The 20,917-nt window shown below is 67.3% G+C and carries 16 protein-coding genes and 5 pseudogenes; 9 read left to right on the top strand and 12 right to left on the bottom strand.

The window, feature by feature from the left end; genetic code table 11:
* Window positions 1–67: 67 nt before the first annotated feature.
* The 3 genes from AQ610_RS21625 to AQ610_RS21615 all read left to right on the top strand — a co-directional run bounded on the left by AQ610_RS21625 (window position 68) and on the right by AQ610_RS21615 (window position 4,425).
* Window positions 68–1,648, top strand: a complete 1,581-nt coding sequence (locus tag AQ610_RS21625; protein WP_006028522.1) for a DUF3138 family protein — start codon at window positions 68–70, stop codon at window positions 1,646–1,648.
* Window positions 1,649–1,762: 114 nt separating this feature from the next.
* Window positions 1,763–3,067: an NAD(P)/FAD-dependent oxidoreductase gene (locus AQ610_RS21620; protein WP_045554700.1), complete on the top strand. Its 1,305-nt coding sequence runs from the start codon at window positions 1,763–1,765 to the stop codon at window positions 3,065–3,067.
* Window positions 3,068–3,132: 65 nt separating this feature from the next.
* Complete coding sequence (locus AQ610_RS21615; RefSeq protein ID WP_006028521.1) at window positions 3,133–4,425, top strand: NAD(P)/FAD-dependent oxidoreductase; 1,293 nt, start codon at window positions 3,133–3,135, stop codon at window positions 4,423–4,425.
* Between the two features lie 87 nt (window positions 4,426–4,512).
* Here AQ610_RS21615 and AQ610_RS21610 read toward each other — a convergent pair whose 3' ends face one another.
* The 4 genes and pseudogenes from AQ610_RS21610 to AQ610_RS36295 all read right to left on the bottom strand — a co-directional run bounded on the left by AQ610_RS21610 (window position 4,513) and on the right by AQ610_RS36295 (window position 9,058).
* On the bottom strand, window positions 4,513–6,288 hold the full coding sequence (locus AQ610_RS21610) for a methyl-accepting chemotaxis protein (RefSeq protein WP_006028520.1): 1,776 nt from the start codon (window positions 6,286–6,288) through the stop codon (window positions 4,513–4,515).
* A gap of 302 nt (window positions 6,289–6,590) precedes the next feature.
* Window positions 6,591–6,746 (bottom strand): annotated as a pseudogene (locus AQ610_RS36300) (copper resistance protein CopD); the annotation flags it as partial.
* Between the two features lie 53 nt (window positions 6,747–6,799).
* Window positions 6,800–8,650: a DNA polymerase/3'-5' exonuclease PolX gene (polX, locus tag AQ610_RS21605; protein ID WP_006028519.1), complete on the bottom strand. Its 1,851-nt coding sequence runs from the start codon at window positions 8,648–8,650 to the stop codon at window positions 6,800–6,802.
* 84 nt (window positions 8,651–8,734) lie between these two features.
* Window positions 8,735–9,058 (bottom strand): hypothetical protein, encoded by a 324-nt coding sequence (locus AQ610_RS36295; protein WP_009914387.1) that lies wholly within the window; start codon window positions 9,056–9,058, stop codon window positions 8,735–8,737.
* A 134-nt stretch (window positions 9,059–9,192) separates the two neighbouring features.
* On the opposite strand from AQ610_RS36295, the gene AQ610_RS21595 reads away from it, so the two are divergent.
* A complete protein-coding gene (locus AQ610_RS21595) occupies window positions 9,193–10,314 on the top strand; it encodes a serine hydrolase (RefSeq protein WP_197417885.1) in 1,122 nt (373 codons plus the stop codon).
* 40 nt (window positions 10,315–10,354) lie between these two features.
* On the opposite strand, the gene AQ610_RS21590 is transcribed toward AQ610_RS21595, so the two are convergent.
* The gene (locus AQ610_RS21590) at window positions 10,355–11,431 is read right to left on the bottom strand and encodes a DHH family phosphoesterase (RefSeq protein ID WP_006028516.1); all 1,077 of its coding nucleotides are present in this window, start codon (window positions 11,429–11,431) and stop codon (window positions 10,355–10,357) included.
* 190 nt (window positions 11,432–11,621) lie between these two features.
* On the bottom strand, window positions 11,622–12,239 hold the full coding sequence (locus tag AQ610_RS21585) for a DJ-1/PfpI family protein (protein ID WP_006028515.1): 618 nt from the start codon (window positions 12,237–12,239) through the stop codon (window positions 11,622–11,624).
* An 88-nt stretch (window positions 12,240–12,327) separates the two neighbouring features.
* Here AQ610_RS21585 and AQ610_RS21580 point away from each other — a divergent pair, with 88 nt between their 5' ends.
* Both AQ610_RS21580 and AQ610_RS21575 read left to right on the top strand, forming a co-directional pair.
* Window positions 12,328–13,662: an aminotransferase-like domain-containing protein gene (locus tag AQ610_RS21580; protein WP_009914384.1), complete on the top strand. Its 1,335-nt coding sequence runs from the start codon at window positions 12,328–12,330 to the stop codon at window positions 13,660–13,662.
* 293 nt (window positions 13,663–13,955) lie between these two features.
* A complete protein-coding gene (locus AQ610_RS21575; protein ID WP_006028513.1) occupies window positions 13,956–14,339 on the top strand; it encodes a hypothetical protein in 384 nt (127 codons plus the stop codon).
* Window positions 14,340–14,435: 96 nt separating this feature from the next.
* Here the strand turns inward: AQ610_RS21575 and AQ610_RS21570 are convergent, their stop codons facing one another.
* The 4 genes and pseudogenes from AQ610_RS21570 to AQ610_RS31940 all read right to left on the bottom strand — a co-directional run.
* On the bottom strand, window positions 14,436–15,041 hold the full coding sequence (locus tag AQ610_RS21570) for a flavin reductase family protein (RefSeq protein WP_006028512.1): 606 nt from the start codon (window positions 15,039–15,041) through the stop codon (window positions 14,436–14,438).
* An 89-nt stretch (window positions 15,042–15,130) separates the two neighbouring features.
* Entirely contained in the window at window positions 15,131–15,760 is a 630-nt protein-coding gene (locus AQ610_RS37555) for a Rossmann-fold NAD(P)-binding domain-containing protein (RefSeq protein ID WP_009914383.1), read from the bottom strand.
* Window positions 15,761–16,837: 1,077 nt separating this feature from the next.
* Window positions 16,838–17,152 (bottom strand): annotated as a pseudogene (locus AQ610_RS37550) (nuclease-related domain-containing protein); the annotation flags it as partial.
* 92 nt (window positions 17,153–17,244) lie between these two features.
* Window positions 17,245–17,691: pseudogene (locus tag AQ610_RS31940) on the bottom strand (pirin family protein); the annotation flags it as partial.
* Here AQ610_RS31940 and AQ610_RS37545 point away from each other — a divergent pair.
* From AQ610_RS37545 to AQ610_RS21550, 3 genes and pseudogenes are all read left to right on the top strand, one after another.
* Window positions 17,671–17,847: pseudogene (locus tag AQ610_RS37545) on the top strand (LysR substrate-binding domain-containing protein); the annotation flags it as partial. The pseudogenes AQ610_RS31940 and AQ610_RS37545 sit on opposite strands and share 21 nt — an antisense overlap.
* 423 nt (window positions 17,848–18,270) lie before the next feature.
* Window positions 18,271–18,393, top strand: a complete 123-nt coding sequence (locus AQ610_RS37950) for a hypothetical protein (RefSeq protein WP_009893885.1) — start codon at window positions 18,271–18,273, stop codon at window positions 18,391–18,393.
* 58 nt (window positions 18,394–18,451) lie between these two features.
* Window positions 18,452–19,405 (top strand): hypothetical protein, encoded by a 954-nt coding sequence (locus tag AQ610_RS21550; protein ID WP_006028508.1) that lies wholly within the window; start codon window positions 18,452–18,454, stop codon window positions 19,403–19,405.
* Window positions 19,406–19,642: 237 nt separating this feature from the next.
* Here AQ610_RS21550 and AQ610_RS36290 read toward each other — a convergent pair.
* Together AQ610_RS36290 and AQ610_RS21540 are read right to left on the bottom strand one after the other, a co-directional pair.
* A pseudogene (locus AQ610_RS36290) lies at window positions 19,643–20,050 on the bottom strand (hypothetical protein).
* A gap of 362 nt (window positions 20,051–20,412) precedes the next feature.
* Window positions 20,413–20,766: a tyrosine-type recombinase/integrase gene (locus tag AQ610_RS21540; RefSeq protein WP_009914380.1), complete on the bottom strand. Its 354-nt coding sequence runs from the start codon at window positions 20,764–20,766 to the stop codon at window positions 20,413–20,415.
* Window positions 20,767–20,917 lie beyond the last annotated feature (151 nt).

Here is a 20,917-nt window from a genome sequence, read left to right as displayed (position 1 = left end):
GACGCCCCGCTCGCCCGAATGCGCATCGAATCGAAGTCCCTCGCAATACGACACCCAGGAGAATCGCATGAAGAAGAAGTTAATCTGTCTGCTCGTGGCCGGGTCGCTGCCCGGCTTCGCGGGCGCCGCGTCGACGAGTGCGCAGATCAAGGCGCTGCAGGCGCAGTTGAACGCGCTGCAGGCGCAGATGAAGGAGCTGCGCGCCGCGCTCGCCTCGCAGCACGGCGCGACGGGCGGCGGCGCCGCTGCGGGCACGGGGGCGGCAACCGCGGCGGCCGCCGCGGCGCCCGTCGACGAATCGTCGCCGGACTACGGCCGCGCGCCCGCGACGCTGACGAACGACGACGTCACGCAGATGAAGCAGCAGATCGCGAATCAGCAACTGAAGGTCGATTCGCTGACCGACGCGGCGAACACCGGGCCGATCGCGGGCCTCTCGGTGACGGGCTACATCGATCCGACCTACGTGTTCAACCGCGCGGCGGGCACGTCGTCGTTCCTGTTCGCGAACCACGAGAGCAACTACAACTACTTCAACAGCACATTCGGCGATCTCTACCTCGACATCAAGAAGACGTTCGGCGTCGGCCCGATGGCGCCGTCGGCCGAGATCACGCTGATGCCGAATCGCGGCAACGGCATCACGCTCCTGCAGAACTCGCGCGGCAACATCGGCAACAACATCCTCAACACCGCCGTCGTCAACGTGCCGCTCAGCGCGACCACGACGCTCGTCGCGGGCCTCATGCCGAGCTTCGGCGGCTACGAGGTGCAGCAGTCGAACCAGATGCTCACGCTCACGCACAACCTGCTGTACGACTTCTCCGATCCGGGCAGCTACATCGGCGTCGGCGCGAACTACACGAAGGGCAACTGGGCGTGGAAGTTCCTGCTCGGCAACGAGCAGTACCGCACGTACGGCTCGGTCACGCAGACGGGCACGAACGCGCTCGGCGACCCGATCACGACGAGCAACAAGGTGCCGACGTTCACCGCGCGCGTCGACTACACGTGGTCGAGCGCGCTCGATCTCGGCGGCTCGTTCAACATCGGGCGGCAGACGCTCGGCAGCGCGACGACGCAGTCGGGCGCGGTCGTCTACGGTCCGGGCGGCCAGTCGTCGAGCCCGTACGGCACGTTCTTCTTCGCCGAAGCGGATGCGACATACACGCTCGCCGACATTCAGTACAACGCGGAAATCGACTACGGCCAGCAGCAGCACGCCGCGTTCAACGGCGGCCGCGCGCAGTGGTACGGCTTGTCGCTGCTCGCGCACCGCAAGTTCAACGTGCCGGTGCTCGGCCGGATGGGCGCGACGCTGCGCTACGACTTCCTCGCGAACAGCAAGAACGGCGGCGGCGGCGGCGGGATCGCGCTCAACGGCAACGGGATGGATACCGCGGACGGCTTCGGCATCGATGCGGACTGCCTCGCGACATCGAAGGCGAACGGCGGCCTCGGCTTCGAGTGCAAGGGCGCGAACCGGCAGGACGTCGCGCTCGATCTGCTGTTCTACCCGACGCAGCAGATCACCGTGAAGGTCGAATACCGGCACGACTGGGCGAACAACAAGGTGTTCCTGCGGAACGACGGCTCGTACAGCAAGTCCAACGATCTGCTTGCGACGCAGTTCATCTACTCGTTCTGACGTCAATGGCGCGACGCGCGTGCGTTTGCGCCACAACCTTTCTCTGAAGCATCACGCGCCGCGGCTGCACGACGTCGCGACGCGTGCATGCCGAACGACTTTCGCGTTTTGCCCATGATCGACACCTTCGCCCGCCGCGCCGACGCGCTCGCCCGCCGCTCGTACTACGAAGCCACCGTCCGCCGCCCCGCCGACGACCCGGTGCTCGACGATGCGCTCGACGTCGACGTCTGCGTGATCGGCGCCGGATTCGCCGGCCTGTCGACCGCGCTCGACTGCCGCGCGCGCGGCCTGTCGGTCGCCGTGCTCGACGCATACCGGCCTGGCTGGGGCGCGTCCGGCCGCAACGGCGGGCAGTTGATCGCGGGCTTCGCGAAGGACGGCGAAATCGAGCGCCAGCTCGGCATCGAAGGCGCGCGCGAAGCATGGGCGCTGTCGCTCGACGCGCTCGCGCTCGTCGACGAGCGCATCGCGCGCTACGGCATCGACTGCGACCTCACGCGCGGCTATCTGACCGTCGCGACGCATCCGCGCCGCGTGCCGGAGCTGCGGCAGTGGATGGATAGCGCGACGTCGCGCTGGGGCCATCCGTCGCTCGAATGGCTCGATGCGCACGCGGTTCGCGCGCGCATCGCGTCGCCGCGCTATGTCGCGGGCGTCCACGATCCGCGGTCCGGGCATCTGCATCCGCTCAAATACTGCATCGGTCTCGCCGACGCGGCGCGGCGCGAAGGTGCGCGGCTGTTCTCGCACACGCCCGCACTCGAAGTCGCGCGCGGCGCGCGGCCCGTCGTGCGCACGCCGTCGGGCGAGGTGCGCTGCCGCTACGTCGTCGCGTGCTGCAACGCGGGCCCGGGCGGCGTGCTGCCCGCCGCGGCGGCCGCGCGCATCGCGCCCGTCGCGTCGTACATCGTCGCGACCGAGGCGCTCGGCGCCGACCGCGCGAACGCGCTGATCTCCCGGCGCGACGCGGTCTGCGACAACAACTTCTTTCTCGATTACTTCCGGCTGTCCGCCGACCACCGGATGCTGTTCGGCGGCCGCGCGAGCTCGGCGGGCGCGTCGCCCGACGCGCTCGTCGGCGCGATACGCAGCCGGATGATCGGCGCGTTCCCGCAGCTCGCCGACGTGCGCATCGAATTCGCATGGGGCGGCTTCGTCGACGTGACCCGCAACCGCGCGCCGGATTTCGGCGCGATCGATCCGAACTACTTCTATCTCCAGGGCTTCAGCGGCCACGGCGTCGCGCTGACCGGCATCGCGGGCCGCATCGTCGCGCACGCGATCGCGGGCGACGCGCGCGCGTTCGATCTGTTCGCGCGGCTGCGACACCGGCGCTTTCCCGGCGGCCCCGCGTGGCGGCAGCCCGCGCTCGCGCTCGGCATGCTGTATCACCGCGCGCGCGAGCTGCTGTTCTGAACGCGCGGGCTCGCCCGCGAGCGCGGCACCGCCGGCCCACCCACCAACCCATCGATCCATACGCCATGCTCGAGTTCATCAACCAACCGCACGCCGCGTCGTACTATGCGGCGACCGTCAACGACACCACCCGTCATCCGCCGCTGGAAGGCACGATCGACGCCGACGTCTGCGTGATCGGCGCGGGCCTGACCGGCGTGTCGGCCGCGCTCAATCTCGCCGAGCGCGGCCATTCGGTCGCGGTCGTCGAGGCGTCGAAGGTCGGATGGGCGGCGAGCGGGCGCAACGGTGGCCAGTTGATCGGCGGCTTCGCATGCGGAATCGACGCCTTCGAGCCGTATCTGAACGCCGACGAAATCCGGCTGATCTGGGACATGGGGCGCGAGACGCTGTCGATCGTCAAGGAAAGGATTGCGAAGCATGCGATCGACTGCGCGCTGATGCCCGGCTATCTGACCGCCGCGAACAAGCCGCGCGACGTCGATGCGCTGCGCCGCTCGCGCGACGAAGCGGCGCGCCGCTTCGGCTACGAGCGCTTGCGCTACGTCGAGCGCGACGCGCTCGCGCAATACGTGCAGTCGAGCCGCTATCTCGGCGGGCTCTTCGATCCGGACAGCGGCCATCTGCATCCGCTCAACTACACGCTCGGGCTCGCGCGCGCGGCCGTCGAAAGCGGCGCGCGCATCTACGAGGACAGCGCCGTCACGCGCATCGCGAGCGAAGCCGGCGGGCACGTCGTGTCGACCGCGCGCGGCGCGGTCCGCGCGAAATTCGTCGTGCTCGCGTGCAATGCGTTTCTCGGTGCGCTCGCACCCGCGCTGTCGCGCAAGATCATGCCGGTCGGCACCTACGTGATCGCGACCGAGCCGCTCGGCGAAGCGCGCGCGCACGCGTTGATGCCCGCGCAGGCCGCGATCTGCGACAGCCGCTTCGCGCTCGACTACTTCCGCCCCACGCCCGATACGCGCCTGCTATGGGGCGGCAAGGTCAGCTATTCGACGCTCGAGCCGCGCGACCTCGCCGACGCGATGCGCCGCGACATGCTGAAGACCTTCCCGCAGCTCGCCGACGCGAAGGTCGACCATGCGTGGGGCGGCTTCGTCGACATCACGATGAACCGTGCGCCGCACTTCGGCCGGCTGTCGCCGACCGTCTATTTCGCGCAGGGCTTCTCCGGGCACGGCGTGAACACAACGGGGCTCGCGGGCAAGCTGATCGCCGATGCGATCGACGGACAGGCCGCGCGCTTCGACGTGTTCGGCAAGATCCGCCATCGCGACTTTCCGGGCGGCGCGGCGCTCAGGATGCCGGCGCTCGTGCTCGCGATGGCGTGGTACCGGTTGCGCGATCTGCTGTGACGGTGCGGGGCGCGCCGGCGTTCGGGAAACCTGACGAATGCGGCGGCCGATGACGTTGCGCGGCGATCGCGCGCCGTCATCCGGCGTTCAGAACGTTTCCCAGTCCGCGTTCGCATCCGCCGCCACCGTCGCGCGCGAAGCCGATGCGGCTGGCGCGGGCGCCGCGGCAACGGCGGCGGACGCGGCCGGCTTCGCGACGTCGAGCGTGCGCGCCGCATGCGCGGCCCGTGTCGCCGGCGTCTTCGCCGCCGCGCGCGCCGGCGGCGCGGCCCGATGCGGCGGTGTCACCGGCTCCGCCGGCGAGCCGGCCGCGAGGCCATCGAGCCGGAAGAACGCGACCGCCTGCTTCAGCTCGCGCCCCTGCTCCTCGAGCGAATGCGAAGCGGCCGCCGCCTCCTCGACGAGCGCGGCGTTCTGCTGCGTGACTTCGTCCATCTGCGTGATCGCGAGATTGACCTGTTCGATGCCGCGGCTCTGCTCGGCCGACGCCGCCGCGATCTCGCCCATGATGTCGGTCACGCGCGCCACCGCCTGCGTGACCTCGGTCATCGTCCTGCCCGCTTCGCCGGCGAGCGTGGAGCCGTCGCGAATCTTCTGCACCGATGCGCTGATGAGCTCCTTGATCTCCTTCGCCGCGCTCGACGAACGCTGCGCGAGCCCGCGCACCTCGCCCGCGACGACCGCGAAGCCGCGGCCCTGCTCGCCCGCGCGCGCGGCCTCGACGGCCGCGTTCAGCGCGAGGATGTTGGTCTGGAACGCGATGCCTTCGATGATGCCGATGATTTCCGCGATCTTCGACGAACGCTCGCTGATATCGCTCATCGTATCGACGACCTGGCCGACGACCGTGCTGCCGCGCAGCGCGACGTCCGATGCATTCGACGCGAGCCCGCTCGCCTGCTGGGCGTTTTCCGCGTTCTGCCGGACGGTCGACGTGAGCTCTTCCATGCTCGACGCGGTCTCCTGCAGCGACGCCGCCTGTTCTTCGGTCCGCGACGACAGATCGAGGTTGCCGGCCGCGATCTGCCCGGACGCGGTCGCCACTGCGTCGCTGCCCATCCGCACGCGCTCGACGATGCCCTTCAGGCTGTCGTTCATGTCTCCGAGCGCCTTCAGCAACTGCCCCGTCTCGTCCTTCGACGTCGCGTCGATGTGCGCCGTCAGGTCGCCGTCGGCCACGGTGCGCGCGAACTTCACCGCGTCGCCCATCGGCTTCGTGATCGAACGCGAGATCAGCACGCCGAGCCATAGCACGACCGCGAGCACGACGGCGGCCGCCGACGCCTCGAGCGTCACCGCGCGATCGATGATGTCCTTCGCTTCGTTCGATCCTGCCTGTCCGAGATCGACGTTGAACGCGCGGTGCGCGGCGAGCGCCGTGTTCACCTGCTGCGCGAGTTCGGTCATCCGCGTGCCCATCAGCTCGCCCGCTTCCTGTTTCTTGCCGTCGCGCGACAGCGCGAGCACGTTGTCGCGCATCGTGTCGAACTGGCTCATCAGCGTGCGATCCGCCGCGAGCAATTCCTTGTCCTTGTCGTTGGATAGCAGCGCGTCGTACTTCGAGAACTGGTTGTCCACATTGCGCCGCTCCTGCGCGATCTTCTGTTCGAGATCCCTGGTTTGATCGGCGTTTGTCGAGAACGCGTGCTGATTCACGAGCAGCAGCATCGAATCGAAAGCGCGCTGCGCGTCGTCGAGCACGACGAAGCTCGGCACGGTGTTGACCGTCGAATAGCTGGCGGCCGTGTAGACGCGGCGGCTTTCGTAGATGCCGAAGCCGGTGATGGCGCACAGCGCGGTGAGCGCGGCAAGGATCAGCACGATCAGCCGGGCGCCGATCTTCATGTCGTAGAAGAGTTTCATGATGCAGACGCAGGTAACAGTGGGGAGGTGAACGGCTCGGTTGACGACATCGCGAAGGCGCGTTCGATGACGCGAGCCAATCGTATGAAAATTGATCGTGCTCCCGTCATGCATCTGTATGGTTGGAACGCACGCTTCGCATTGCCACCCGTCACCGTTAGCCCGGTATACGGCACGCATGGGCGTCGTCTGAAGTGCTGTTCGACAGATCGATTGCCGATCGATGATCGATGACAACGTGCATGCCGCAATCGCGGTTTCGTCTGCTGTTTGTCTGCTGTCTGTCTGCTGTTTTCCGGCTTTCAGAGCGCGCCCGGCAGCACGCTCGACGCGAGCACCGCAGCCGCCGCAACCACGCCGAGCAACACGAGCGATTCGATCCGCAACACGGCGCCGAAGCGCCGCAATGGTCGGATGAATGCATCCGCATTCGTCGATGGCGGCTTGAACGCCGCGAGCCGCAGCGCGCGAATCAACCGGCGGCTGACTTGCGCCTGCCGTGGCGGCGCGCTCAGGCCGCCCCGCGCGCGTTCTTCTTCGTGCGGCGCGCGCCGCCGTCATCAGTGCCGCGCACGGCCGTCCGCTTGGCCGGCGCACGCTTGGCCGGGCCGCCCGCGGACGACGCCGCACCGCCCCCCATCGTCTGCGCGAGCAGCGGCCGCAACTGCGCGAGCGTGCGCGTGTTGAGCACCTGCTCCTTCGTCAGCCAGCCGCGCCGCGCCTGATCGACGCCGATCCCGAGATGGCCCAGATCCTCGCGACGGTGCGCATCCGAATCGATCGACACGAGCACGCCGGCCTCGGCCGCTTGCCGGCACCAGACGTCGGCGAGATCCAGCCGTTGCGGCTGCGCGTTCAGCTCCAGATGGCAGCCGCGTGCGCGCGCATGCTCGATCACGCGGGCGAGATCGATGTCGTATGCGTCGCGCTCGCCGAGCAGCCGCCCCGACGGATGCGCGAGGATCGTGAAATACGGATGGTCCATCGCGCGCAGCACGCGCGCGGTCTGCGCGGCGCGCGACAGATCGAAATGGCTGTGAACCGCGCCGACCACGAGATCGAGCCGCGCGAGCACGCCGTCGGGCAGATCGAGGCAGCCGTCCTCGAGGATGTCGACCTCGATCCCCTTCAGGAGCACGATGCCGTCGAGCGTTTCGTTCAACCGGTCGATCTCGTCGATTTGTCTGGCGAGACGGTCCGCGTCGAGACCGTGCGCGACGCCGAGCCGGCGCGAATGATCGGTGATCGCCAGATAGTCGAGGCCGCGCTTGCGCGCCTCGAGCGCCATGTCGTGCAGGCTGTCGCGCCCGTCGGTCGCGTTCGTGTGCGCATGCAGGTCGCCGCGCAAATGCTTGCGCTCGACGAGCGTCGGCAGCCGGCCCTCGCGCGCGGCTTCGATCTCGCCCTGGTTCTCGCGCAGTTCGGGCGGCACCCAGGCGAGGCCGATCGATGCGTAGACCGATTCCTCGGTCGCGCCGGCGATGCGCCGCTCGCCGTTGAACACGCCGTATTCGTTGATCTTCAGGTCGCGCGCCTGCGCGATGCGCCGCATCGCGATGTTGTGCGCCTTCGATCCAGTGAAGTAGACGAGCGCCGCGCCGAGCGACACCGGCGACACGACGCGCAGATCGACCTGAATGCCGCAGCGAAGCACGATGCTCGAGCGCGTGTCGCCGCTCGCGAGCACGCGCGCGACTTCGTCGTACGCGACGAAGCGCGCCGACACCTTCGCCGGATCGCTCGACGTGACGACGATGTCGAGATCGCCGACGGTCTCGCGCCGCCTGCGGAAGCTGCCGGCCGCGACCGCCTCGGACACGCACGGCGTCTCGCGCAGATAGGTGAGGAGCGGCGTCAGATATTGCGTCGCGAACGACAGCAGGAACCGCTGCGACTTGCGCCGCAGCCGCGCGCCGATCGCCTCCGCGATGTGCGCCTCGGTTTTCTCGCCGAAGCCGGGCAGCCCGCGGATCTTGCCGTTCTCGGCCGCGCCCTTCAATTGCTCGAGCGTCTCGACATGCAGCGCGTCGTGCAGCGCGCGCACGCGCTTCGCGCCGAGCCCAGGCACGCCGAGCAGTTCGACGATCGCGGGCGAAAGCGCCCGGCGCAGTTGCTGCTGCAGCTCGCAGGTGCCGGTCGTCGCGATCTCGCGCAGCTTGTTGGCGAGATCGGCTCCGATCGTCGGGATGTCGTCGAGGCTCCTGCCGTCGGCGATCATCGCGCCGATGTCGCGGCCGAGCCCGCCGACCGTGCGCGACGCGTTGCGGTACGCGCGCACGCGAAACGGATTGGCGCCCTGTATCTCGAGCAAGTCGGCGATCTCCGCGAAGACCGCCGCGAAATCGGCATTGTGGATCGGCATGGTCGACCTCCCGTCACATGGACGGCGGCGCGGCCCGACGGCGCGGACCGGCGCGATGCGCGGCCGCGCGTGCATCGCGCGCTTTCATCTTGGGCCGCGACGCGCGTCGGGGCCGTGCACGGACGCCGGCGGCCGCGCATGCCGGCTCCCGGCATCGCGCTGCGCTCGCTCGACGCCCGGCACGACAAGCCCAGCATAGGCCGCGCGCGGCACCCGCCATTGCGTTGGATCAATCGGCATCGTCTCGCATATTTCGTGCGCGCGCGCAGCCGACGCGCGCATTGGAAACAGAACCGGGAAAACGGTGCGGGAATCCCGGCTGCCGGGCGGGATCGATTCCAGAACGAAGCGCGCCAGGGGCGCGGCGCGCTTCGTCGCGCGGCCTTCCCGCAGCGTGAATTTCCTCATCCGACAGGAATGCAAAACGATCGTTTCAAATTAAATAATTTGGATGAGGAATATTCCCTATGTCACTGTAATTGCTACCGTAATAGGCCGTTACTATAATCGTTCCAAAGCCGGCATCCAAAAACAGGGGCGCCATGAAAGCGACACCGTTTTCCTCGTTGAAAGCGATGTGTGGATTCGTACTTCGTACGTCGAAACGAACGGTGTTGCCGATCGTCCTCGCATCCGTACTCGCCGTTCCGTCGTTCGGCGCGCAGGCGAAATCGCCCGTGTCGAAGCGGCATCCCGCGGCTGCCGCGTCGATTCGCACCGCCAGTTTTCATCCGCAGCCGGGCCACGCGTCGCTCGCGCGGCACGCGCTCGCCACGCACCACATGAAGGCCGGCCGCTACCGGCTGGCGGGCGGCATGCGCCGCGTGGCGTTCTCGCCGCGCGCGCCGCTCGGCGGCCGCGCGTTCGAGCCGCGCGACACGCCGCGACCGTTCGGACTCCGGTCGAACATCGTCTACATGGTCGACCAGCACACGGGCGAAGCGCTGTTCGACCGGAATTCGCAGTCGGTCGCGCCGATCGCGTCGGTGACGAAGCTGATGACCGCGATGGTCGTGCTCGATTCGAAGGCGCCGCTCGACGAGCCGATCGAAGTGACCGACGACGATCGCGATCAGGACAAGTTCACGGGCTCGCGCCTCGCGATCGGCTCGACGCTCACTCGCGACGACATGCTCCACATCGCGCTGATGGCGTCCGAGAATCGCGCCGCGGCGGCGCTGTCGCGCTACTATCCGGGCGGCCGCGACGCATTCGTCGACGCGATGAACCAGAAGGCGCGATCGCTCGGCATGGTCGACACGCATTTCGAGAATCCGACCGGGCTGTCGAAACACAATGTGTCGACCGCGCGCGATCTCGTGAAGATGGTCGAGGCCGCTTACCAGTACCCGTTGATCCGCCAGTATTCGACCGATCTGAAATACGACGTCGACACGGGCCTGCGCACGCTCTACTACCACAGCACGAACATCCTGCTGCGCGACGACGACTGGAACATCGGCGTGCAGAAGACGGGCTATATCAAGGAGTCCGGCATTTGCCTCGTGATGCAGACGACGATCGACGGGCGCGATGTCGTGATGGTGCTGCTCGATTCGGCCGGGCGGCATTCCGACTTCTTCGACGCCGCGCGGCTGCGCACGATGCTGACGTCGGGCGGCGCGCACGTGACGGAAGCGAATTCGGCGGCAAGCGGCAATTGACGCGACGCGCGCGGCCGGCCGTGTCCGCCGCCCGCGCGTCTTACGCGCTTTCGGCGGGCGCGTCGAAGCTCGCGCGGAATTGCGCGGCGAACTCGTCGACCCGATCGGCCGGCAGATAGTTGACGCCCGCCGCGCGCTTGCGTCCGCCGCCCGTTTCGAAGCGTCGGCAGAAATCGTCCGCCCCGATCGTGCCGCTCTCCGGCACGCGCACGCTGACGACGTAGCTGCCGTCCGTCCTCGGACTCAGAATCGCCAGCGCGCACGCCGGATGCTCGCGCACGAGCTCGTTCGCAAGCACGCCGGTCACGCGGCGCGCCCAGCGCTCGGCGGGCAGCACGAGCATGATCGCGCGCGACGCGGCCACTGCCGGGCGCACCGCGCGCGCGCAGCGCAGGTCGGCGTCATAGCCGTCGCTCAGCACGCGCAGCACGTCGGTGCTGTCGATGAAGTCGAGCGGCTCCGCGAACGGCTGCATCATCTCCGCCAATGCGGCGGGATCGAAATGCAGATCGTCGACGTGCTCGCCGTACGCGTTGTAGTTCAGGCACAAACCGAGCCGCGCGTATCGCTCGAGCGCCGCCGGCGCGATGCGATGCGCGCGCGCGAGCGTCTCGCCGAGCCGCGGCAGCGCGTCGCCGAACGCCGCGACGATCGCCCAGCGCGCGTGGCGTCCGTTCAGGTAGCGATCGACGATCGCGCTCGTGCAGACGTCGGCGGCGGTGTCGATGTACGCGTGAAAATTCGGATGGTCGGGCAACGCGCCCGCGAAGTGATGGTCGAAGTAGCGCAACCGCGCGCCCGCCGCAAGCAGCCGCCCGACGTCCGCGCGGTTCTGATCGTGCGATACGTCGAGGACCGTGACCTCGTCGCCGGCGGCGGCCGACACGCGGCCCAGCAATCGGATGTCCCGCTTGACGCCCGTCACCAGCGTGCCGCCCGGCCCTTCGGCAAGGCGCAACTGCTGCAATGCGCACAGGCCGTCGGCGTCGCCGTTGAACGCGAAGATCCTCGCGGGCGACGTGCGCGCGGCGACGCCGCCCGCGGCGGCGGCCGCGGCTTCGTCGATTGTCGCTTGCGGGCCGCGATGCGCGCGGCGGGCGATGCCGGAAGTCAACATGGGTCTCCTGAAGGCGGGCGAGCGGCTCGCGAGGCATTTCGCCGGAATGCGGCGTGGCGTCGGTCGTCGGTCGTGAGTCAACCGTTCAGCATGTTCGACGTTCTGCATTCGTCATTCGACGCACCACGATTGTATCGCGTCGCCGTCGATCGACCGCGTCGACCGCACCGACACGCGCGCCGCCCTTCGCTCACGCGGCCGTCGCCGAAGCGGCCAGATACGGCACGACATGCGCCATCGCCCGCGACACGTAAGCCTCCTTCTCGCCGACGGGCGCGACGTAATGCAACGCGCGCTCCGCCGCTTCCCGCCCGTCGAGACGCGCAATGACCCACGCAGCCAGGTAATGCGACGCGAGGCAGCCGCCCGCCGTCGCGACGTTGCCGTTCGCGAAGAACGGCCGGTTCAGCACGTCGACGCCGGCCTCCTGCACCCACGGCTTCGTCGTGAGATCGGTGCACGCCGGCACGCCGTCGAGCAGCCCGAGCTTCGCGAGCACGAGCGTGCCCGAGCACTGCGCGCCCAGCAACTGCCGGGCCGGATCGAGCCGCAGTTGCGCGAGCAGCGCGGCGTCGGCCACGACTTCGCGCGTGCGCATGCCGCTGCCGACGAGCACCGCGTCGGCGTCGTTCGCGTCGCGCAGCGACGCCTGCGCGTCGATCGCGACGCCGTTCATCGAGCGCACGCGCGGCGTCGGGCTCGCGATCGACACTCGCCAGCCCGGCTTCTTCACGCAGTTGAGAATGCCGAGCGCGATCAGCGAATCGAGCTCGTTGAAGCCTTCGAAAGTCAGAATAGCGATATGCATGGCGTCGTCTCCGTCGCGGGTCGATTGCAACGACGCATCGTATGTCCGAGAATCGATACAATCAAATAATTGTCATGGATACATCGGCATGGCCCACGCCCGCTACAAACGCCTCGTCGACACGCTCGCCGCCGACATCCGCTCGGGCCGCCTGCCGCCCGGCACGCGTCTGCCGACGCATCGCAAGCTCGCAGCCGCCGAGGGCCTCGCGCTCGTCACCGCGACGCGCGTCTATGCGGAGCTCGAGGCGATGGGGCTCGTGAGCGGCGAGACCGGCCGCGGCACGTTCGTCCGGGAAACCGCGCTGCCGCGCGGGCTCGGCATCGACCAGCACGCGAGCGCCGCCGGCGTCGTCGATCTCGCCTTCAACTATCCGTCGCTGCCCGAGCAGGCCGAACTGCTGCGCGGTGCGCTGCGGCAGCTTGCGTCGTCGGGCGACCTCGACGCGCTGCTGCGCTATCAGCCGCACGGCGGACGATGGCACGAGCGCACGTCGGTCGCCCGCCATCTCGCGTGCCGCGGGCTGCCGGTCGACGCGCCGCGCGTGGCGATCGTCAATGGCGCGCAGCACGGGCTCGCCGTGGCCGCGATGGCGCTGCTGCAGCCCGGCGACGTCGTCGCCGTCGACGCGCTCACTTATCCGGGCTTCAAGGTCGTCGCCGATGCGCAGCGTCTCGAGCTCGCGCCGGTTCCGGCGTCCGGCCAGGGCCCCGACCTCGACGCGCTCGAGCGCCTCTGCGAAACGCGGCGCGTGCGCGCGGTGTATGCAATGCCGACGCTGCACAATCCGCTCGGCTGGGTGATGAGCGCGCGCCGCCGGCGCCGGCTCGTCGCGATCGCTCGCCGCCACGGGCTGCTGATCATCGAGGACGGCGCGTATGCATTCCTCGCCGACGATCCGCCCGCGCCGATCGCCGCGCTCGCGCCGGAGACGACCGTCTACGTGTCCGGGCTGTCGAAGAACGTCGCGACCGGGCTGCGCGTCGGCTTCGTCGTGGTGCCCGAGCAATGGATGCCGGCGATCGAGCGCGCGATCCGGGGCACGACGTGGAACACGCCTGGCGTAATGACGGCGATCGCATGCGGCTGGCTCGACGACGGGACGGTCGCGCGCCTCGAGGCGGACAAGCGCCGCGACGCGGCGGCGCGGCAGGCGATCGCGACCGGCGCGTTCGCGGGGCTGCGCTGCGTCCGCCATCCGGCGTCGTATTTCGTGTGGCTGCCGCTCGCCGACGATGCGCGGGCCGACCGCGTCGCGATGGCGCTGATGCGCGAGCGGGTGGCGGTGTCGACCGCCGAGCCGTTCGCGACGTCCGCGCACGTGCCGCACGCGATCCGCGTCGCGCTCGGGTCCGTCGATCCGCAAACGCTGCGCGACGCGCTGCGCAAGGTCAGGCGGGCGATCGACGCATTTTCATATTAGGACGCGTGCCGGCCCGCGCGCGCGATTCCCCGGCTGGCGTCGGAGCAGAAATCAAACCGTCCGGCCGTTACCGGTCTTGCGACCGATGATCGAAGGCCGATTGACCGCCCTACCAGAACTCATAGTCGACAAAACACTTTCCGCGCACAACCATACATGGACGAGGCGAACATACGTACCCCGCCGCCTCCTTTCATTCGCGCGCCGGCCGCACGCCGCACCCTCTCGCCCCATCCGGCGGCATTCGCGAAATAGCGCATTCGATTCCCCCCAGCGAACAAGAGGAATTCACGATGAGCACCGACATCACCTATACCGAATCAGCCATTTCGTCATCCCCGTCCACGTTCAGCGCCAATTTCGCTTATGACTCGGACTGGCGGCCGGCGGACAACACGATCAATACGAGCCTCATCTTCAAACACAATTTGAAATGCATCCCGTATCCGGTCTGCCTGTTCTTCTCGCCCGATCAGGAAAAGGTATACCCCCTGATCTGGAGCTACTATGGACCGACTTCGGGAAACCCCGCGTCGATCAGGATCGACGAGACGAAGGTCACGCTTTCGATCAGCAGCGGAATCCCGTTGCACGGTTTTTTCGAGCCTCAGACGGGCGGCTGGACCTACTGGCGATCCGGATTTTTCAGAGTCGCCATTCCGAGCCAGTCTCGCTGAAGCATCTGATTCGTTTCGAATCAGCCGTCGGAGGATCGACAGACGGCCAACTGCCGACGAGGACGTCGAGCGCAGCGCGCGGCGCGGCGCGCGCCTCTACAGCGCGGCTTCGGCGTCCTGCTCGCCGGCCCCGCGAGCCGACAGCGGCTCGCCGATCGCATAGAAGTGGCCGCCCGCGACATGATGCAGGCTTCGCCACGCGGGATCGGCCTGTTCGAATTGCCAATGCCCGTCCTTGAACGCGCGCGTATCGGACCATGCGGCGGCAACCTCGCCGATGAACAGGTCGTGCGCCTGCTGGTTGTGCGGCTCCGGCACGAGCGTGCACGCGAGCCACGCCGAGCAGCCCTCGACGAACGGCGCGTCGTGGCCGTCGATCGAAAAGAGCCGCACGCCGGCGCGCCGCAGCTTGTCCGGCTGACTCGACAGGCTATGGCTGCCGACTTCCTGCGTGAGCTGCAATTGCGCGGCCGTCGGCACCTGGACGACGAAGCGTCCGCTGCGCTCGATCAATTCGCGCGTCTTCGTCGCCTTGTCGAGCACCACCGTCAGCTTCGGCGGCGAGAAATCCAGCGCACACGCCCACGCCGCCGCCATCACGTTGTCCACGCCGTTGTGGCGGGCGGATACGAGCACCGTCGGGCCATGATTGATGAGCCGGTAAGCTTTCTTCAGCTCGACCGCTGCGATATGACTGTCCATTCAGACTCCGTAGAAAGCATTGCCATTGAGGGAGCGGCGCGAATCGCGAGCGAGCCCGATGCGCCGGCATGCGAACCCGCGCGCGGCGATCAGGTCAGCCGATCGGACGTGACGAGATGCGCGCCCGGCGCTGGATTCAGCGCCGCGTCGAGCAACGCGCGGGCGATCGTCGGCACCGGATTGAGCCGCCAGCCGCGCGGCAGCAGCGGCCCGAACAGCGTCAATGCAAGCACGGCGGCTCGCTCGCCGGCGCGGAATTCGTCCCGATGCCCGCCGATCAGGCCCGGCCGCACCGCGGTGAACGATGCGAACCCGAGGGCCGCCAGATCCCGCTCCAGCTCGCCCTTCACGCGGTTGTAGAAAAAGCGCGACGACGGGTCCGCGCCGAGCGCCGAATTGAGCACGTATGTCGGCGTGCCGTGCCGCCGGGCGATGCGCGCAACCGCGAGCGGATAGTCGTGATCGACTAACCGGAACGCGGGCCTGGAGCCGGCCGCGCGCATCGTCGTGCCGAGCGTGCAGATCGCCGCGTCGGCGCGCCACCACGGCGCGTCTTCGGGCAGACGATCGAAATCGACGCGCGGCGCATGCAGCTTCGGATGCGCGGGCAGCGCGCGGCGCGCGAGCGCCGTCACGCCATCGACGCGCGGATCGGCGAGCGCCAGGTCCAGCACGTGACGGCCAACGAGCCCCGTCGATCCGACGAGCAGCAGTTTCATCGTGAATCCCTCAGTGCGTATCGCGCATCGGCGTCGGAGGCGGCCTCGCCGCCGCTCATCGCAAATGCGCGCGGTTTCGTTGATCGGATCGTCGATCGCGTACCGGCGGGACAGCCAGGCTGTCACTCCGGGTCCACGCGTCCGTTGCAGCCCAGACGGTCGACACCTGGCGGGCAGGATACGGGATATTCGACCGTGGGCGGCGATTCGGATCGGACAGCGGACGCCGGCCGTTCGGCGACGGCCGCCGCATCGGCCGCCGCGTCCACTCGGGCCGTATCGGTTCTGGCCGGCGCGGTCGTCCGGCGCGGTTTCGACGCGACGTGCCTTTTCGGGCGATGCGGACGCGGCGGCTTGACCGTCGTCGTCTGCGACGCGGCGACAGCGGTTGCGTTCGGCGGGACAGCGCGTGTCGCTTCGCCAGACGAACGCAGCCGCGCTCAACAGTACGAAGACGCCCAACGGCAGGCGGCGCGCCCGCTCGCCGCGGGCGGGCCGCACCGCCGTGGCGACGGAAGGCAGCCCGGGACGTGCGGCGGCGTTCGAGCTGCGCGCGGCGTGCGCATCGCTTGTGGCCGCGGGCGACCAAACGGCAGGCGCGGACGCAGCGCGTCGAACGACGCCGCGCCGAGCCGGCGCGACGTCTGCCGGCAGCGCGCGAGGCAGCCCTTCGTCCGTCCGGATGGTCGACGGCACGACGAACGGCTGGGACGGATTCGGCGGGGCGGAGGCGTCGAACGGCGCAGGCGCAGCCGCTCCAGACGGCTCGAATGTTCTGGGCGATTCGGCCGCAAACGGCGGCCGCCCTGCCATCGACCGCGCCGGTCCGGCTACCGCCAGTTGCAGCGTCGAGCGATCCAGATTCAGCGTGCCGGCGAGCAGGCGCAGCCAATCGAGCGGCCACGGCTCGCCCGCGCGGGCGGCCAGCAGTTCGCCGAGACGCTCGATTCCGCGAATCGCGACCCACTCGTGATCCATCTCGTCGAACATCGAGCCGGGCGCGATGCCGGCCTCGAACAGCACGGCCGCGTTGGGATAGGGAATCCATCTGCCGGACATCTCGACGCCCAGCCGTTTCCGCACCGCATACTTGTTCTTCAGCGCCTGGTCCCAGCCGTTCCGCTCGCGCTGAAGCGAGCCGTCCGGCGAGACGCTCGACCATGAGCCGTTGACGAATCCGATGACGGGCACGCGAAAACCCTTGACCTCGAGCAGCAGCGTCGTCGATTCGGTGCCGACGAGAAAATCGATCTGGCATCGGCCGATCGTGAAGTTCGAGAGCACGACGGCAGGCAGACCGCGCGCGTCCAGATGCTCGAAAAGCGCGATCAGCACGCGCTTTTCCGAATCGGGCTCGATTTCGGCGCCGCAGTAGAGTTCGATGCTCGACATGAAGGGCTGCGGCGAGCCTGCCGACCCGCCAACTTTCATATGACGATTCGGATTCTACCGCTTCGCCGGCGAACATCCATCGCGCGCCCGCGTCACGCCCACTCGGCGGTGACTTCGATCGGCCGCAGATCGAACAGCAGCACCTCCGCCTGCTTGCCGTCGCGATCTGCAGCGCCGCTTCGCCGCGAATCCGCGCGCCGTCGCCGTCGCGCAGCTCGACGCCGTTGACTGTCACCGATCCGCGCGCGACGTGCACATAGGCGAAGCGCCGCGGCGGCAGCTCGAACCGCTCGCTCGCGTCGCCGTCGAAGAGGCCCGCGTAGACCCGCGCGTCCTGCCGGATCTTCAGCGAGCCGTCCTGCCCCTCCGGCGACACGATGAGGCGCAGCCGCCCGCGCTTTTTCGTCGTCGCTCACGCTCGCCTGCTGATAGCGCGGCTCGACGCCCCGCACCGACGGCCCGATCCAGATCAGCAGGAAATGCACCGGTTCGTCCGCGGAATGGTTGAACTCGCTACGCGCGATGCCCTTGCCCGCGCTCTCGCGGGGCTCGGCGTCGCGCTGCTGCCGCACTTCATCGTCGCGGCCGCGCTGGACGCGGGCCGGCTCGTGACCGTGCTCGAACCGTTCGCGCAGGCTCCGCTGCCCGTCAACGCCATGTATCCGCAGCACCGGCAGGACATGGCGGCATGCCGGGCGGCCGACCGTCCGTCGACGACGATTCGGCGCAATGCGTCGTCTCCGCCTGCCGATGTGCGTGCGCGATTGCGCGATCTCTCGAATTCCGGCGCCCGAAATTATTCGAAAAATTGAATCGAAGATCAGAAACACCAATAGGCAATCCACTCCTCGCTTTCCCACTATTTAAGAAGCCGGATTCACTTTCATACATCAATTCCAATCACCATTGCGATTTTCGGCCGGCGACGCATCGTGCCCTCTCCCGTGTTTAGTACACGACAAGTAAAAACAATATCGACAATTGCATTCAATAAAATCGACAAGTAATATCGAATGCACTTGTAAGGCATTGACAAGAAATGCCGCGCAAGCAGCGGCGGCCTGGCCGCCATGTTTCCATGTTGAATAACTCGTGCTCACAACACCTGGAGAATTGACATGCAGGAAAATCAGCAAATCGATTTGCTCGCCTGGATGCAGGAAGATACGCATGCTGAAGCCGTCGACATGATGGTCGAGGATGCGGTGGTGCCGTTCGGCACCGCGCTCTGGCCGGTCTAAGCAGGCCATTCGATCTGACGGAAGGGCGCGCGCCCTTCCGTCGCTTCCGGAGACACGCATGCTGAACCTGCACCGCGCACTCGGCTTTCATCCCGCACTGCGCGACAAGCTCGCGCGCTCGGATACGGCGAATCTGCTGGTCGGATACGACGCAAGCAACCGCGATATCGCATTGCAAGCGTTTTCCGCACTACCCGAATCGCTCGACGCAACCACGCTCTGCCTCGAAAGCACGCCGCCCGCCGACATCATCGCGGCGATCGACCGCTCCGATCTGTTCGTCCTGCTATACGACTCGTCGTGCCTGCCGACGCCGTTGCCGAGCGGCCCGCCGTTCCTTTCGGCAATCCGGCCCGCAATCGTCGAGCACTGGGGCAAGTCGGTGCTGTTCAAGGATTACGGCCCGCATCTCGACGAAGCCTTCTCGGAATCGCTCGACGACATCGCCGCGCGCAACGGCCGGCTGATCGACGCCGCCGCGCGCGCGTCGCAGGTCCGCTTCATCGACGAGGCCGGCAACCTGCTGACGGGCTCGCTCAAGCCGGATCAGAAATGGACGAGCGTCGACGGCATGGGCAACCTCGACGTCGTGCCTGGCGAGATCGCGACGCACGTCACCGATCTGCACGGCTCGATCGTGTTCAGCGGGACGTTTCTCAGCACCATTCCGTTCGCCGTCAAATACAAGGTCGCCGAGCGGCTTGCGACGCTGCGCATCGAGAACAGCACGATCGCCGGCTTCGACAGCGATCATCCTGGCTTTCGCCACGATTTCGCGTCGTATCTGGAACGGCACGCGAACCACCGCAAGATCGAGGAGTTCGGCATCGGCACGAACCTCGGAATCAAGGGGCTGTACGGCCGCAACGCCGGCTTCGAGGAGCGGCATCCGGGCCTGCATCTCGGTCTCGGCGGCGGCGAACAGGGCAGCCATCACCTCGATCTGATCTTCGCGAACGGAACGCTCGCGTTCGACGACAGGACCGTGTTCGATCGCGCATTCGCGGTGTGATGCCGTCGTGCGGCGCGAGGCGCGAGCGCAGATGGCGTCCGAGACTTTCATCGCGGATCAGCGGGCGGGAATGCCGCTCGGGCGCCTTCCCGGGCGCAACCCGCGTCGGGCGCCTCGGTTCGAGCCACGCAGGCCTCCCACGGTCAACGGAACCGGCACATGGACCGGTTCAAGTGTCGAGCATCCAATTTGAACCGCGTCCGCTTTGGGAACCGCGTCGCATGCCGAAATAAGGAATCAGGAGTCTTCCTTGAAGATGTCCTGGAGTTGCGTGCGCAGCCGTGAAAATTCTTTGGGATTTTGCGTCTTCAGTTGCAGGAGCCTGGCATTTATTTCCTCGGCGATCGACTCTGACTCTTCCTTTTTGATTTGCTCGATCTCGCCCTGTATGCGCTTGAGGCATTCCACGGACTCTTTCGCTTCCGCCGACATCGCTCATTGATTCCTGGCGATGTCCAGCAGCACCTCGGTGATCAGCCCGAGTTGGCGCCCATACGAGGCAACCTGGAATGCTTTCCGCTCGACCCTTCCATTGCCCGCGCCTGGATCGATGGTGTCGAACAAATCAGGCTGAATCGTCTGGTCGACGGCGCCGCTCAATGGAAAATAAAAATTCGGAGCCCAAAGCCATATCCACGGATACATGTGGTTCCCCTTTTCGATAGCATTTGAATACATCTGTCTCAAGAAACTGCCGATGGAAACTTGTATTCGACACCCCGCAGGTTGTGGCGACGTCGGACGTCTCGATCCGAACGACGTTCAGATGACGGACCGTTCACGTTTGGACATGGATACGAGATGGTCGGCCCGGCTGTTGCACGAATATTCGACTTCGCACCTTGCAGATTTCAGGGAGACGCGCCCGGTGGCGAAGAATCGTCGCGGCCCGACTTCCTTCTTCATGCGGCTCTTTTCCCATTATCGGGCACGCCGTCAATGGTGATAGGGTATTTCTGCAACGCGGCGGAGGATTCAAAGCGCTTCTTATGCCTATGCACTACGTCCTATAGTGCCACGCGCAGCGGCAATCCCATCTTCATGCGGTCGCCGGGAATCGTCCAGACCTTACGGCGCAGATCGAACTCTTCCGGCCGGGCCATCAGCATCTCGTTCGTGCGCACGCACGTGAGAATCAACAGATGCAGCATGCGCGCGGATCGCGCATCACGCACTTCGGGCTTTCGGATGAACTCCGGCAGTTCGCCCCACGGCAGCGCCGGATGGTGCTTCACTTTCTTTCGCTTGTTCTGCTTCGGTAGGAGTTTGTCGAGGTGGCCGCGCCAGCGAGCGGGGTTCTCACCTTCGCGCCGTCCATACGCCTTCTCGGCGTCGAGAATTGATTCGATGCGACCGCGCACGCGGAAACCCCCGTTTCAACCCCCGTTTGATGGTTGGATTGTGCGAGTTGAAGCGGGAGGTGGCAAGAAAAGAAAAACCCCCGAAACCCTGCTGTTGCAAGGCTTCGAGGGTGTGTCGCAGAATCCCGGAAGATCCCGCTTAATAGCCTAC

It is taken from the genome of Burkholderia humptydooensis (assembly GCF_001513745.1).
Classification (GTDB): Bacteria; Pseudomonadota; Gammaproteobacteria; order Burkholderiales; family Burkholderiaceae; genus Burkholderia; species Burkholderia humptydooensis.
This window is presented reverse-complemented; position numbering and strand designations above follow the sequence as displayed.